The organism is Amycolatopsis sp. NPDC059235, assembly GCF_042754125.1.
Classification (GTDB): domain Bacteria; phylum Actinomycetota; class Actinomycetes; order Mycobacteriales; family Pseudonocardiaceae; genus Amycolatopsis; species Amycolatopsis albidoflava.
Window position 1 is genome coordinate 1 of record NZ_JBHZAG010000105.1, and the last position, 16,686, is coordinate 16,686.

Genomic DNA, 16,686 nt, shown 5'->3' on the forward strand with positions numbered 1-16,686 from the left:
CTTGTCAAGGCATCTTTCCCGCCTTGACAAGCACCCCCGCGCCGTCGTCACAATCAGCTTCGGGGTGCCCCACGCAACCACCGTGCGCAATGTCGCCGCCAGGCGACAAGCCGCCCCCTACTCAGCCGCCATCCGCTCCCGAAGAGACCTGGGCCGCATATCCGTCCAAACCTCGTCCACGTGCCTCATGCATTCCTCCCGGCTCCCCCGGACCCCGTCCGCCCGCCACCCGGCCGGAACCTCCTTGTCCCCCGGCCAAAGCGAATACTGCTCCTCGTCATTGACCAAAACCTGAAACACAACACCGTCGTCCATCAAATCTTCCTTTCCTCTGTCACTGACCAGAAGTCTCTTCAAGCTCGCGAACCCGAGGCGCGGCAGGCAACCCCCGCAAAGTCCCGCTGAACGTAGTCAAGAGAGTCACCACGGCAATCGACCCCGTGCAAGCCAACACCGCCGACGCCGCGGGCAACGCCTCCACCAACCACCCGCCCAGCGCAGGCCCGGCCGCAGCGGCCAGCCCGCCGGTAACCCCGAGCACTCCCCCGAGCCGCCCGCGCAATCCGTCCGGAGTGGACAGAAGCTGATAAGTAGCAATAGCAGTATTGGCAGCAGGAGGCAAAAACGCAACAGCCGCGAACAACGCCCCCATCACATATCCATTATGGACGAACACAGCAAGCGGGGTCAGCGCGGTCAACGCCCAGAACACCCCGATAACCAGCCCGTACGCACTCAGCCACCGATGCAGGTACGGCGCGGCCAACGACCCGAGAATCCCGCCGGCACCCAACATCGCCGCCATCACGCCGATCTCCCCGGCGGGCACCCCCCGCTCATTGGCCAAGACGATGATCACCAAATAATAAGCGGAAAAGAACAGATTCAAACTGACCACGCACAACACAGTCGCCCGCAACGCGGGCCGCGACCACACCCACCGAAGCCCCTCGACGATCTCCCGCCCGAGATGCTTCGGCGGCGCGTCCTCGGCCCGCTCCGGCTGCCGAGGCAACCGCACGAACACCAAGGACACGAACGCGAACACGTGCGCGACCAAGTCGAAGAGGAACGGTACAACCCGCCCCACCGCGAAGAGGAACCCGCCCAGCGCAGTCCCGGACAACTGCCCCGCACTGGTCCTGGCGGCATTCATCGCCACCGCGGAGGGCACCTGCTCCTCAGCCACCAACCGCGGCAAGCTGGCCTCCTCGGCCGGCTCGAACAACGCCCGGCTCAGCCCCATCACGATCGCCACCACGACAAGCATCCACACATCCGCGACGCCCCAGTACAACGCGAGCACCAGTCCGCCCGCGGCGATTGCCTGCGCGGCCTCGCAGCACAGCATGATCCGCTTGCGATGCCACCGATCCACCAACGCCCCGGCAGGCAACCCGGCCACAAGCTGACTGATCGCGACCGCCCCGAGCACCAGCCCGGACTGGGCCGCCGAACCGGTGAGCGCCAGCACCAGCAAGGGAAACGCGATGGTGGTCGTGCTGAACCCGGCCTCGGAAACGACCTGACCGGTCCAGAGAAGCCGATAGTCGCGATTGCCCGCGATCCCGCTCATGCCCCGCCTCCCTCGAAGCCACCGCGCGAAACCCCCGCGAGACAAGTCGCGGTCTGGCCGGCCCACGACAACCGGCACCCACGACGGCCGCCAATCCCGCTCATGCCGCACCACCCCCGAAGCCACCACGCGAAACCCCCGCGAGACAAGCCGCGATCCGGCCGTCCCACGACAACCGGCACCCGCTGATCCCGCGCATAGCCCGCCCTCCCCGCAGCAGACGGCGAGAGTGCGCAAGCTGCCCGCAAAAGGAGACGGCGCGAAAACCCGCGCAGCCGACCCACCGCGGTCTCGACTCGTGGCTGCCCACACTCGCGCTCATCGGTCACCACCCCGGCAATCCGCCGCGATAGCCCGCAACGCGTCGACAAAGCCCGCCGCCACCGCGGCCACAGTCGCCCGCGTGTGCTGATCCGGCTGGTAGAACCACGAAAACTCCAGCTGCCCCTCCCGCACTCCGCCGACCACTTCGAGCGCGTGGAGCGACCGGTTCGCCGGATCCTGGTCCCGGCCCAACGGCGGAAGCGACCGCAGGAACAACCCGTCCCCGGTCCCGGTGTTCTCCCCCTGCCCCAGGTAGTTGAACGCGACCCGCGGCGAAGACCGGCCCAGCTCGGGGAACCGGAAGGCCCGCAAAACCCCGTGCCCGAACCCGTTCCCCGGCACCGCCCGCAGCTGCCGCCGGACCGATTTCACCAGCTCCCGCCAGCCCGCGGCCGGATCGACCGACAACGCGACCGGGAACAGCGTCGTGAACCACCCGACAGTCCGGGTCAGGTCGACGTCGTCCAGGATCTCCTCCCGCCCGTGGCCCTCGAGGTCGACAGCCACCGCGGACTCGCCGCTCCAGCGCGTCAAAGTCCAGGCCAGCGCGGTCAGCAGAACGTCGTTGATCCGCGTCCGGTACGCACCGGGAGCGAGGTGCAGCAAGGCATCGGTGTCGCGCTCGTCGACGCGAATGGTCACCAGCTCCTGCGGCTCCGGAGCGGCGCCCACGCGATCCACCGGGATCTCGCAGCCAGGCAAGTCGCGAGCCCAGTGCGGACGCTCGCCGTCCAGCGCACCGGATTCGGCGAACTCCCGCAGCCGGCGCGCCCAGTCCCGGAAGGACGTCGTCTTCGGCCCCAGGTCGGGCTTTTCCCCGGCTTCGATCTGCCGGTAGGCCCGTTCGAGATCCTCCAGCAGGATGCCCCACGAAACGGCGTCGACGACCAGATGGTGCGCGACCAGGAAAAGCAGCGGGTTCTCGTCGGCATCCGACAAGAGGGCCCGCAGATGCGGCGGCTGAGCCAGATCGAAGCTCGCCTGAGCGTCGTCGGCCGCCCGCTCGAGGTCCGCGGCGGGCACCCGGCGCAGGACAGAACAGGAATCGACGGGGTCGTTGTGCTGGGTCCACCCGTCGGCAGTCCGCTCGAAGCGCAGGCGCAGGGCATCGTGCTGATCGACCAGCGCGTCGATCGCCTGCCGCAGGGTTTCCTCGTCGACCGGGCCGTTCAGCTCGATCAGCACGGACTGGTTGAAATGCGCGGGATTCGCCGGCGCGGCGTCGAGGAACCAGCGCTGGATCGGGGTCAGCGGAACGGCCCCGACCACGGCCTCGCGATCGTCCTCGGCCGCGTCGACCGGCTGGACCACGCTCGCCAGCTCCGCGACCGTCTGGTGCGTGAACAGGTCTTTCGAGCGCATCGCCAGCCCGGCCTGCCGGGCGCGGTGCACGACCTGGATGCTCAGCAGCGAATCGCCGCCGAGTTCGAAGAAGTTGTCCCCCGCGCCGACCCGCGGGATTCCGAGCACCTCGGCCCAGACGTTCGCCAGCAGCTCCTCCAGTTCGGTGCCGGGAGCGACGTACTCGGCGGTCGGCAGCTCCGACAGATCCGGAGCCGGAAGCGCGGCGCGGTCGATCTTCCCGTTCGGGCTCACCGGAATCGCCGCCAGCGGCACGAACACCGACGGGACCAGGTAGTCCGGCAGCGTCTCGCCCAGGAACGAGCGCAGCTGAGCGGTTTCGCCGACGACATACGCGATCAATCGCTTGTGCCCGGCGGCTTCCCCGGCCACCACGACCGCCTCGCGCACCTCCGGATGCCGCCGCAGCGCCGCCTCGATCTCGCCCAGCTCGACGCGGAACCCGCGGATCTTGACCTGGTGGTCGACGCGTCCGGCGAATTCCAGGTCGCCCGCCGCCGTCTGCCGGACGACGTCGCCGGTGCGGTACATCCGCGATCCCGGCGGGCCGAAGGGGTTCGCCACGAACCGGTCGGCGGTCAGCCCTGGCCGGGACAGGTATCCGCGGGCCAGTCCGGCGCTGCGGACGTACAGCTCGCCCGTCGCCCCGATCGGCGCCTGCCGCAGCCCGGCGTCGAGCACGTACGTCTCGGTGTTCCGGATCGGCTTGCCGATCTGCGGCGGGCCGCCCGGCGACAGCGGTTCGCTCCACGAGGTCGCGACCGTGCACTCGGTGGGCCCGTACGCGTTGATCATCCGCCGCCCCGGCGCCCAGCGGGCGACCAGCTCGGCCGGGCACACGTCGCCGGCCACGACCACCGTGCGCAGGTCCGGCAGCGGCACGTCCGGCACCGTGGCCAGCGCGACCGGCGGGAACACCGCCTGCGTGACCCGGTGTCCGGTCAGCACCTCGGCCAGGTGCGCGCCGAGCAGCGGGCCCTCGGGCGGGACGACGAGCGCGGCGCCCGCGGCCAGCGCCAGGCAGACTTCCACGACCGCGGCGTCGAAGCTGGGCGAGCTGAACGCCAGCACCCGGTCGCCGGGGCGGACCTGGAAATGGCCGATCGCGGCGGCGGCGAGCGTCGCCAGCCCGGCGTTCGGCACGACGACGCCCTTGGGCCGCCCGGTCGAACCGGACGTGTAGATCACGTACGCCGCCCGCTCCGGGTCGACCGGGACGCCGAGATTCGTGTCCGGGTACGCCGCGGCGTCGAGGTCCTCGTCCACGACGAGGACCGGGCCGGCGTCGCGCAGCATGAACTCGACGCGTTCGGCGGGATAGCCCGGGTCGACGGGGAGGAACGCGGCGCCGGTCTTCGAAATCGCCAGCTCGGCGACGACGAGCGCGACCGAGCGCGGCAGCCGGACGGCGACGATCCGTTCCGGCCCTGAACCCCGCTCGGCCAGCAGCCGGGCCAGCCGGTTCGCCCGCGCGTTCAGCTCGGCGAAGGTGATGTCCTCGCACGCGGACACCAGCGCGGGAGCGTCCGGAGTGCGCGCGGCCTGGGCTTCGAACAGCTCAGCCAGGGACGCTGTCGAGTCCGCCGCGGCGGTGTCGTTCCACACCCGCAATTGGTCCACTTCGGACTGCGGCAGCAGCGGCAGAGATGCCATCGGCTGGTCCGGCTGAGCAGCGAGGACCGTCAGCGCGGTCAGCAATCGACCGCCGAACCGCTCGATCGTCTCCGCGTCGAACAGGCAGGTGGAGTAGTTGATCGCGGCGTGCATCGCGCCGCCGTCCTCCTCGAATTGCACGAGCAGGTCGAACGTCGCGGTCGTCGCGGGCAGGGCGACCTCCTCGGCGACCAGCGCGCCGCCGCCCGGCCGGTCGCCGGTGTTCTGCAGCACCACCATCGCCTGGAACAGCGGCGTCCGGCTCGGATCGCGGACCGGCTGGGCGGCGTCCACCACGCGGTCGAAAGGCACGTCCTGGTGGGCGAACGCGTCGAGCACCGTGTCGCGCACGTCGCCGAGAAACTCCCGGAACGACCCGCTTGAGTCCACTGTGGACCGCAGGACGAGGGTGTTGACGAAGAAGCCGATCAGGCGTTCCAGCTCGGCCCGCTCGCGCCCCGCCGCGACCGTGCCGACCGCGACGTCCTCCTGCCCGCACCAGCGCGCCAGCACGACCTGGAAGGCCGCGACCAGCGTCATGAACAGGGTGCCGTGCTGCGCGCCCGCGAGTTCGCGGAGGTTCACGGCGACCTCGGCGGGGATGGCGAAGCCGAACCAATCCCCCTCGCTCGCGCGGACCGCGGGACGCGGCCGGTCAGTGGGCAGTTCGAGCGGTGCGAGGCCGGCGAGCCGGTCGCGCCAGTGGTCGAGTTGCTCGTCGAGGTCGGGGCTGTCGAGGAAATTCCGTTGCCAGGCAGCGAAATCCGCATACTGCACCGGCAGTGCGGGCAGCTTCGGCTCCTCGCCGCGGACGTACGCGGAGTAGCAGGTGTCCAGTTCGGCGGCCAGTACTCCGGCCGACCAGCCGTCGGTGACGATGTGGTGCAACACCAGCAGCAGGACGTGGTCTCCGGACTCCTCCCGGAACAACCGGGCGCGCAGCAGCGGGCCGGTGCGCAGGTCGAAGGGCCGGAGTGCTTCGCGGGCCAGCACTGCCTCGTCGAAGTCCTCCACCGGGAGCTCGACCGGCGCGGGCTCGTGGACGACCTGAACGGGATGGCCTTCGATCGCGCCAAAGGTGGTGCGGAGCGATTCGTGCCGGGCGACGACCGTGTTCAGGGCCTGCCGCAACGCATCGAGGTCGAGTTCACCGCGCAAGCGCAATGCGCTGGGCGAAATGTACTCCCGGCCGCCGGGCTCGAATTCGTCCAGGAACCACAACCGTTGCTGCGCGAACGACAACGGCAGCACACCGTCGCGGGCGACGACCGGGATCGCCTCCGCATCCGCCCGCTGGGCAGGGAGTTCGGCGGCGAACTGGCTGAGCGTCGGTGCGGAGAAGAGCATCCGCGGCGACACTTCGACACCGAACTCCGCGCGCACTCGCGAGGTGATCCGCATGCTGAGGATCGAATCGCCGCCGAGTTCGAAGAAACTGTCGTCGGCCCCCACGCGGTCGATTCCGAGGACGTCGGCCCAGATCGCGGCCAGCCGCTGTTCGGCGGCGGTCCGCGGCGCGACGTACTCGGCGGTTCCGGCGCGGCCGGGGGCGGGCAGCGCGCGGCGGTCGAGCTTGCCGTTCCGGTTGAGCGGCAGCGCGTCCAGTGCCACGAACGCCGACGGGACCAGGTGCTCCGGCAGCCGTTCGCGGGTCCACTCGCGCAAGCCCCGCGCTTCTCCGACGACGTAGGCGACAAGGCGGCCTTCCCGGGCGACGACGGTGACGTCGGCAATCGCCGGATGCCGCCGCAGCACCGTCTCGATCTCGCCTGGCTCGACCCGGAAGCCGCGGATCTTGACCTGGTCGTCGACGCGGCCGAGATAGTCGAGCGAGCCCTCGGCGGTCCAGCGGACCTGGTCGCCGGTGCGGTACATCCGCTCCCCCGGCGGGCCGAACGGATCCGCGACGAACCGGTCCGCGGTCAGTCCCGGCCGGCCGAGGTAGCCGCGCGCGAGCTGCGGTCCGGCGAGGAACAGTTCGCCGGGCAGGCCCGGCGGCACGGGTTCGCCGGTGTCGCCGAGGACGTAGGCGCGGAAGTTCGTCAGCGGACGGCCGATCAGCGGCTGCTCCCCGACCACCGGCGCGTGGATCGAGTCGACGGTCGCTTCTGTCGGGCCGTAGTAGTTGTGGCCGGTGACGTCCGCAGCGGCCAACTGCTTCCACAGCGTTTCGGTGGCCGCCTCGCCGCCGGTGATCACCGTGCGCGGCCGGACTTCGCCGGTCGCCAGCCCGGCGTCCAGCAGTTGCTGAAGGTAGGCCGGGGTGAGGTCGAGCAGGTTGAGCCCGTGCGCGCGGACGGCGCGGACCAGGGCGAGCGGGTCGAGCCGGGTGTCGTCGTCCAGCACGTGCAGCTCGTGGCCGTCGATCATGGCCAGCAGCGGTTCCCAGGACGCGTCGAAGGCCAGCGACGCGGTGAGCGCCGCCCGCTCCCGGCCGCGGTCGAGGAAGATCGCGCGGTGCGCGACCAGCAGGTTCACCAGCGCGCGGTGCTCCACCACGACGCCCTTCGGCGTGCCTGTCGAGCCCGAGGTGTAGATGACATACGCGGCGGTGTCCGCGTCCGGCCGCTTCGAGAGCGACGCCGGCGGCGCGTAACTCTCGTCCGGCCTGCCCAGCACGACCACCGGGCGCGCGTCGTTCAGCAGGAAGCGGACGCGTTCCTCCGGCAGATCCGCATCGATCGGCAAATACACCGCGCCTGCCTTGAAAATCGCCAGGAACGCGATGACTGCCTCGGCCGAGCGCGGCAGCATGACGGCCACCACTCGCTCCGGCCCGGCGCCCCGTTCGATCAACTCCTCCGCTAGTCGCGTGGCGCGGGCGTCGACCTCCGCGTAGTCCAGGACGGTGTCGTGGAAGATCAGCGCGGTCTCGTGCGGCATGCGCGCGACGGTCGCGTCGAAGACGTCCAGAACCGTCTCAGCAGGGAGTTCAGCCGTATCGCCCTGCCCGAGGGCCAGCACGTGGTTTCGCTCGTCCGCGGTGAGCGGCGAGAGCGAGCCGACGCGACGGTCCGGGTCAGCGGCGATCGCGCGCACCAGCTGGGCGAGGTGCCCGGCCAATCGCCGCGCGGTGGCTTCGTCGAACAGCTTCGGGTCGTAGGACAGTTCGAGTCCGAGCCGATCGTGGAGGTAAGCGGTGAGGTTCAGCGGGTAGCTCGTGGTGTCCAGCGATTCGACGTCCAGCACCCGGACGCCGTCCTGACCGCTGTCTTCGATCGGGTAATTCTCGAAGACCACCACACTGTCGAACAACGCCGCGCCCGCCGGCACTCCGGTGAAGGTCTGCAGCTGCGACAGCGCCAGGAAGTCGTACCGGCGCGCGTCCGCCTGTTCGGCCTGGATCGCGCGCAGCCATTCGGCGGCCGACTGTCCATTCCGGACTTCGACCCGCGTCGGCACGGTGTTGATGAACATCCCGATCATCGCTTCGACACCGGGCAATTCCGGCGGCCGTCCGGAAACCGTGGTGCCGAACAAGACGTCCGGCTCGCCGCTGTAGCGCGCGAGCAGCAGCGCCCACGCTCCCTGCACGACCGAGTTGACCGTCAGCGCGGCGGCTTTCGCCATCTCGCGCAGTTCCGCCGACTCTTCGGCGGACAGCTCGACCAGCAGCGTCGCCCCGGATTCCGCGCGGTGTGCCTCGCGGGGACGGCGGTCGTACGGCAGCGGAGTCGGCGCGGCGAAGCCGTCGAGCACCTCGCGCCAATGCTCCTCCGCCGCGGCGCGGTCCTGCGCGGCGAGCCACGAGAGGTAGTCGCGGAACGGCCGCCGCGGCGTCAGTTTCGCTGGCGTGCCTTCGACAATCGCCGAGTACTGTTCGCAGACCTCGCCGAAGACCTGGGCGGCGCTCCAGCCGTCGAGCAGGACGTGGTGCGAGGTCCAGAGCAGCTGCACCTCGTCGTCGGTCAGCCGGGCGATCTCCAGGCGCATCAACGGCGGCGTCGTCAGATCCATGCCCGCGGCCAGGTCGGCTTCGAGCAGTTTCGCCAGCTCGGCTTGCTGCGCTTCCGGAGCGAGCCCGCGCCAGTCGTGCTGTCCGACCGGGACGCGGACCCCGCGATGGACGCGCTGCACCGGCTCGTCGACGCCGTCCCACACCGTGCTGCTGCGCAGGATCGGCGTTCGGTCCACCACGCGCTGCCAGGCTTCGCCCAGCCCGCGCGGGTCCCGGACCCCGGCCAGCCGCAGGCGGAACTGGTCGAAGTACGCGCTCGACCCGCTGTCGACCAGGCTGTGGAACACCATGCCCGCCTGCAGTGCGGTCAGCGGGTAGATGTCCTCGACCGCGCGGCCGTCTCCGGCCAGCCGGTCCACCGTCGCCTGGTCGAGCCGGGCCAGCGGGAAGTCCGACGGCGTGCGGCCGCTGGCTGAGGCGCAGTGCGCGATGATCTCCCGCAGCGCTTCGACAGTCGCCTCGGCCAGGCCGCGGACGGTCGCCTCCTCATGCACCTCGGCGGAATACTCCCAGGTCAGGTGCAGTTCGCCGGATTCGACCACGCCGACGACGTCCAGCAGATACGGGCGGACGCTGTCCAGCGCGGAGTCGTGGCCGAGGCTCTCCCCGCGCCCTTGGTAGAGCCCGTCCTCGGCGGTCCCGACGTCCCAGCGGCCGTGGTAGTTGAACGAGATCTGCGGGGTCGGGTCGTTCCTCAGCGGGGAATCGCTCAGGTAGCGCAGTGCTTCGTAGCCGACACCCTTGTTCGGGATGGCGCGCAGTTGTTCCTTGACGGACTTGAGGATCTCGTCCCAGCCATCGCCGGGCACGGTCAGCGCGACCGGGTACTGCGCGGTGAACCAGCCGATCGTCCGGGACAGGTCGAGCGGTGCGGCGACGTCCTCGCGGCCGTGGCCTTCCATCTCGAGCACGACCCGGGGCCGGCCCGTCCAGCGCGCCAGCACGCGGGCGAGGGCGCTCAGCAGGACGTCGTTGACCTCGGTCCGGTACGCGCCGGGCACGTCCTGCAGCAGTGCGGAAGTCTCAGTCTTGTCAAGGGAAACCGACACCGAGCGCGCCGATTCGGCGGTGTTGCGTCCGGAGCGGTCGACCGGAAGCTCGGTCTCGGCGCCGCGCAGCACGCTCCCCCAGTATTCGGCTTCGCCGTCCAGGCCGCCGGTGCGGACGTGGTCGGCGAGCGTCCTCGCCCAGCGGGTGAACGAGCTGCCTGTCGGTTCCAGCGGTTCGCCTCGGTAGGCGCGTTCGAGGTCACCCAGCAGGACGCGCCAGGAGACGCCGTCCATGACGAGGTGGTGCGCGGTGAGGAACAGCTGCGGCGGACGGTCGCGGAAGGTGAACAGGACCGCGCGCCACACCGGGCCGTTGACGATGTCCAAAGAGGTCTGTGCGCACACTGCCTCGTCGTGCATTACCGCGACCGCATCGTCCACTTCGGACAGATCGGCGTGCCGAAGGATGTCCGCCGGTTCCGTGGCAATCGGTTCCTGCCGCCAGCCGCCGTCCACTGGGGAGAATCGCATCCGCAATGCGGCATGACGGCCAGTGACGTCAGCGATCGCGGCTGTGAGCAGCGAAACGTCCACCGAGGACAGTACAAGATGGACAGACATGGTCAGCCGCCACGGCTCGGCCAGGTGCTCGAACAGCCACGACTGGATCGGCCCGAGCGGCGCCGGTCCGGCCTGCTCCGGCACTGGCGCGACCGGGCCGCCGGTGGTGACGACCCGGCCCAGTTCCTCGATGGTCTGATGCTGGAAAAGGTCCTTCGACGTCACCGTCAATCCGGCCTGACGGGCTCGGGAGACGACCTGGATACTGAGGATCGAGTCGCCGCCGAGCCCGAAGAAATTGTCCTCGACGCCGACCTGGTCAACGCCGAGCACCGCCGACCAGACCTCGGCAAGCACAGTCTCGTTCTCGGTACGCGGTGCCACGTAACGGTTTTCGACGCGCGCGCCAGGTGCGGGCAGCGCTCGGTGGTCGAGTTTCCCGTTCGCGTTGAGCGGCAGTTCGTCCAGCGCGACGAACACCGCCGGGATCATGTGCGCGGGCAGCGAGCGGGCAAGGTACTCGCGCAACACCGTGGTCCCTGGCACCGTTCCAGTCAGATACGCGACCAGCCGCCGGGCATCCCCCGTGCCGTGCGCGACCGCCACCGCGCCGGTCACGTCCGGATGCGCGGACAGCGCCGCCTCGACCTCGCCCAGCTCGATGCGGAAACCGCGGATCTTGACCTGGTGATCGGCCCGGCCCCGGTAGGCCAGCTCGCCGTCCGCGGTCCAGCACAGCAAGTCTCCGGTGCGATACATCCGGGTGCCCGGCGCACCGAACGGGTCCGCGACGAACCGGGACGCCGTCAGTCCGGGCCGGTTCAGGTAGCCGCGCGCCAGGCCCGCGCCCGCGACGTACAGCTCACCGGTGACGCCGGGCGGCACCGGTTCGAGGCAAGCGTCCAGGACGTAAGCGCGCAGGTCCGGGATCGGCACACCCACGGTGGCGCGGTCGTCGAGTACGCGATACGTCACGTGCACGGTGGTTTCGGTGATGCCGTACATGTTGACCAGCTGCGGTCCGTCCGGATGCCGCCGTCGCCATTCCTCCAGGCGCGCCGGATCGAGGGCCTCGCCGCCGAAGATCACGTACCGCAGGCTCAACGGCGCGGACGGCAGCGCGCCGAGCCGGTAGAACGCCGACGGCGTCTGGTTGAGCACGGTCACCCGCTGTTCGGCCAGCAGGGCCAGGAACTCCTCCGGCGAACGGACTGTGTCGGCCGGAACCACCACGAGACGGCCGCCGTGCAGCAGCGCACCCCACAGTTCCCAGACCGAGAAGTCGAACGCGTAGGAGTGGAAGAGCGTCCAGACATCCTGGTCGCCGAAACCGAACCAGTGCTCAGTCGAGGAGAACAGCCGGGTCACGTTCGCGTGCGGGACCAGGACGCCCTTGGGCACGCCGGTGGAGCCGGAGGTGTAGATGACGTACGCGGTGTTCTCCGGACGGACCCGCACGCCGGGATCGGTCTCGGGCAGGCCGTCGGCCGCGATCGTGTCCACGACGCACACCGGTTGCGCGTCGGCCAGCATCGCCTCGATTCGTGCGGGCGGGTAGTCCGGGTCGATCGGCAGGTATCCCGCGCCGGACTTCAGCACCGCGAGGATCCCGACGACCAGGTCCGCCGAACGCGGCAGCCGCAGGGCCACCAGTCTCTCCGGGCCGGCACCCTCGGCGATCAGCCGGTGCGCCAGGCGGTTGGCCCGCCGGTCCAGCTCGCGGTAGGTCAGTTCGACGCCTTCGCAGGTCACCGCGACGGCGTGCGGGGTGCGGGCGGCTTGGGCGGCGAACAGCCGGTGCAGCGTCGGTTCCGGAGCCGCGACGGCGGTCGGGTTCCAGCCTCGCAGGACGCGGTCGCGCTCGTCGGCGGTGATCCATGGCAACCGGCCGAGCGCCTGCTGCGGGGTCGAGGCGATTCCGGCCAGCAGGATGCGCAGCCAGCTGCTCAGCCGTTCGATCGTGGCGGCGTCGAACAGGTCGGTGTTGTAGTTGACCACCGCATCGAGCCGCCCCGCGGTCTGCTGGAAGTGGATGGCCAGGTCGAAGCCGGCCGTCACGATCGGCGGCGCGACCTCCTCGACGGCGAGACCGGGCAGCGCGGGGCGGGCGTCCGGGGTGTTGTGCAGCACGACCATGACCTGGCACAACGGGGTGCGGCTGGGGTCGCGTTCGGGCTGGACGTCGTCCACGACGCGGTCGAATGGGACGTCCTGGTGCGCGAACGCGTCGAGCACGGTGTCGCGGACTTCGCCGAGGAAAGCGTCGAAGCCACGGGTCAGGTCCACAGTGGACCGCAGGACAAGGGTGTTGGCGAAGAAGCCGATCAGGCCTTCCAGCTCGGTGCGCTCCCGGCCGGACACGACGGTGCCGACCGCGACGTCGTCCTGCCCGGACCACCTCGCGAACAGCAGCTGGCAGGCGGCGAGCAGGGTCATGAAGAGCGTGCTGCCCTGCTGCCGGGACAGCTCCGCGAGGCGCGCGGTGGTGCCGGCCGGGACGCTGAACTCGTGCAGTGCGCCGTTCTTCGTGCGGACTGCCGGGCGCGGGCGGTCAGTAGGCAGTTCCAGCGGTTCGAGACCGGCGAGGCGGTGCCGCCAGTAGCTGAGCTGGCTGTCGAAGTCGGTGCGATTTCGTTGCCAGACGGCGTAATCGGCGTAGTGGACCGGCAGGGGCGGCAATCCCGGTTCCTCGTCGCGAGTGAACGCGGAGTACAGGGTCGCGAGTTCGCTCAGGAGGACGCCTGAGGACCAGCCGTCGGTGACGATGTGGTGCAGCACCAGCGTGAGGACATGATCGCCGGGGCCGAGCCGGGTGAGCGCGGCGCGCAGCAGCGGGCCGGTGTGCAGGTCGACCGGTCCGGTCGCGGCGGCCAGCGCCGTCTCGAGGTTGCCGTCGGCCGCGTGGAGATCGACGGCGTGCGGTGGGTGGACGATCTGCACGCCGCGGCCGTCGACTGTCGCGAAGGTCGTGCGCAGGGATTCGTGCCGGGCCACCAACGCGGTGAGGGCCTGGTTCAAAGCAGGCACGTCCAGGTCGCCGCGCAACCGCAGTGCGGTCGGCGAGACGTACTCAGTGCTGCCCGGGTCGAACTCGTCGAGGAACCAGAGTCGTTGCTGGGCAAAGGAAAGCGGTGCTTCGAACGGTCCGTCGCCGCGAGGCAGGAGCGGGATCGCTTCCTGCGGCGCGGACGCGGCGGGCAGTTGTGCGGCCAGCAGCGCCGGGGTCGGCGCGGTGAAAACGAGCCGGGCGGGGACGTCCGCGCCGAGTTCGGCCCGCAGCCGCGCGACCACCCGGATGCCGAGCAGCGAATCGCCGCCGAGGGCGAAGAAATCGTCTTCGACGCCGACGCGTTCGAGCCCGAGCACCTCGGCCCAGACGTCGGTCACGAGCTGTTCCCGCTCGTCTCGCGGGGCGACGTACTGCGCTGACGCGGAAATCTCCGGTTCGGGGAGCGCCCGGCGGTCCAGTTTGCCGTGCCGGGTCAGCGGAAGCTGATCGACCCGGACGAACACGGAGGGAATCAGGTGCGCGGGCAGAACCGCAGCCAGTTCACTCCGCAAGTCAGCGGGCTCGCCGACGACGTACGCGACAAGTCGCCCGCCACGCTCGTCAACGGCCGCATCGATCACACCCGGCAGAGCACGCAGGGCGGACTCGACTTCGCCGGGCTCGATGCGGAAGCCCCGGACCTTGATCTGGTCGTCGGTCCGGCCGAGGTGCTCCAGCCTGCCGTCGGCGGTCCAGCGGGCGCGGTCGCCGGTCCGGTAGAGGCGGGTTCCGGGCGCACCGAAGGGATTCGCGACGAACCGGTCGGCGGTCAAGCCGGGCCTGCCGAGGTAGCCGCGCGCGAGCTGGGCTCCGGCGAGGCAGAGTTCACCCGGGACTCCGGCCGGGACCAGCCGGAACTGGTCGTCGAGGACGTACGCGCCGACATTCCCCAGCGGACGGCCGATCGACGGCCGGTCTCCGGTCACCCGAGCCCACGTCGCGTCCACAGTGGACTCTGTCGGGCCGTAGTAGTTTCCGGCGGCTACCCCGGATCCGGCCAGTTCGTGCCACAGGCTCTCACCGATGGCCTCGCCGCCGACCATCAGGAACCGCGGCCGCTGCTCGCCCGCAAGCAGTCCGGCGGGCAGCAATTGCCGCAGGTAGGACGGAGTCACGTCGAGGAAGCCGATGCGCTCGTCGCGGACGTAGCGGGTCAGCGCGGCCGGGTCGAGCCGGGTTTCGTCGCTGATCAGGTGCAGCTCGTGCCCGTCGGCCAGCAGCAGCGGTCCTTCCCAGGACGTGTCGAACGACAGCGACGCCGTGAGCGCCACCCGCAACCGCTCGCGGCCGAACGCCGCGCGGTGGTTGACCAGGAGATTCACCAAGGCCGCGTGCTCGACCACGACGCCCTTGGGCGTGCCGGTCGAACCGGACGTGTGGATGACGTAGGCGGCATCCGACGGCTGCGGCGCGGCTGGGCGCGGGCCGTCGGTGAAGCCGCCGATGCGGTCCAGCACCACCACCGGCCGCGTGTCGGCCAGCAGCACCTCGATCCGTTCGGCGGGCAGGCCGGGATCGATCGACTGGTGCACCGCCCCGGCCTTGAGCACGGCGAACAGCGCGATGATCGCGTCGGCCGAGCGCTGGAGCAGCACCGCCACCACGCGGTCCGGCCCCGCTCCCCGGCCCGCCAGATCCGCGGCGAGCACGTCGGTGCGGGCGGCGAGTTCGGCGAAGCTCAGCCGGACGTCGCCGCAGACGAGCGCGGTCGCCGTCGGCTGGGTCCGGGCCTGGTGGTCGAGGAGGTCGACGATCGTGCCGTCCGGGACGTCGATGACCGGGCCGCGCCAGCCGAGCAGCTGGGCTTCCTCGGTCTCGGTGGTCAACGGGAGATCGGCGATCCGGCGGCCCGGGTCGGCGCTGACCCCGGCCAGCAGCCGCAGCAGGTGCGCGATCAGCCGGTCGATCGTCCCGACCTCGAACAGTTCGGTGCTGTACTCCACGAGCCCGGCGAGGCGGCCGTCGGATTCCTCGAACTCGACGGTGAGGTCGAAGTTGGCCGAATCCCGCGTCACCCCGGCCGGTTCGGCGGAAAGCCCCGGGAACGCCGGCCCGGCGCCCGCGTTGTGAAGCAGCACCATGACGTCGAACAACGGGTTGCGCCCGGGGTCCCGGCCCGCGTGCACCGCGTCGACCACTTCCTCGAACGGCACGTCGTCGTGGGCGAAAGCGTCGAGGACGGTCTGCCGCGCCGCCGCCAGGTGGTCGGCGAACGACGCGGACCGGTCCACCTCCGAACGCAGGACGACCGTGTTGACGAAGAACCCGACCACCCGTTCCAGCTCCGGGCGGTCCCGGCCGGAAACGACGGTGCCGAGCGCGATGTCCTCCTGGCCGGTGTAGCGCGCGAAGAGCGCCTGGCAGGCCGCGAACAGCACGGTGAACAATGTGGTTTCCGAGGTCCGCGCCAATTCCGCGAGCCGGCGGGCGACGTCCGCAGGGACGCCGAATTCGCGCACCGCGCCCGCCGTGCAGCGGGCGGCCGGACGCGACCGGTCTGTCGGCAGCTCCAGCGGAGTCACCCCGGTCAGCTGCCGGGTCCAGTGCTCCAGCCCGGCCGCGCGGGTCGGTCGATTGTGTTGCCACACCGCGAAATCCGCGTACTGCAACGGCTGCGCCGGCAGGTCCGCGCGCTCGCCGTCCTGATAAAGAAGGCCGAGTTCCTCGGTCAGCACGCCCATCGACGCACCGTCGGTGGCGATGTGGTGCACGCACACCAGCAGCACGTGCTCAGCCAGACCAAGGCGCACGAGCACCGCACGCAGCAACGGTCCGTGCGTGAGATCGAACGGCCGCGAATACTCCGCCTTCAGAACAGCGTCGAGGTCTTCCGGCGCGGCATCCACCACCGGAAGCGCCACCTCATACGGCGGCTGAACGAGCTGCCGGGGCTCGCCGTCGACCTCGTGGAAAGTCGTGCGCAACGGTTCGTGCCGGGCGACCAGCAACCGCAACGCCGTCGCCAGCGCCGCGACATCCAGCTCGCCGGTCAGGCGCAAAGCGAACGCGCTGTTGTACTCGGGATCGTCCGGGCGGAGCTGGCTGAAGAACCACAGCCTGCGTTGCGCGGACGAAAGGGGCACGGGGCCGGAACGGTCGGCGGCGGCCGGGATCTCCGGCGCGCGGCCGGCCGTTCCGGCCATCCGGCGGCGCAGCGCTTCCTGCAGGTGAGCGGGCAGCGCCGCGATGCGGTCCTCACGGGACGACGTCATGG

General features: G+C 70.6%; 3 protein-coding genes. All 3 read right to left on the reverse strand.

Features of this window, described 5'->3' with window-relative positions; genetic code table 11:
• Positions 1–117 precede the first annotated feature (117 nt).
• A complete protein-coding gene (locus tag ACFXI3_RS40820; RefSeq protein ID WP_344272592.1) occupies positions 118–315 on the reverse strand; it encodes an MbtH family NRPS accessory protein in 198 nt (65 codons plus the stop codon).
• A 19-nt stretch (positions 316–334) separates the two neighbouring features.
• Positions 335–1,576 (reverse strand): MFS transporter, encoded by a 1,242-nt coding sequence (locus ACFXI3_RS40825; protein WP_378407035.1) that lies wholly within the window; start codon positions 1,574–1,576, stop codon positions 335–337.
• Between the two features lie 318 nt (positions 1,577–1,894).
• Positions 1,895–16,684 (reverse strand): non-ribosomal peptide synthase/polyketide synthase, encoded by a 14,790-nt coding sequence (locus ACFXI3_RS40830; protein ID WP_378407037.1) that lies wholly within the window; start codon positions 16,682–16,684, stop codon positions 1,895–1,897.
• Positions 16,685–16,686: the final 2 nt, after the last annotated feature.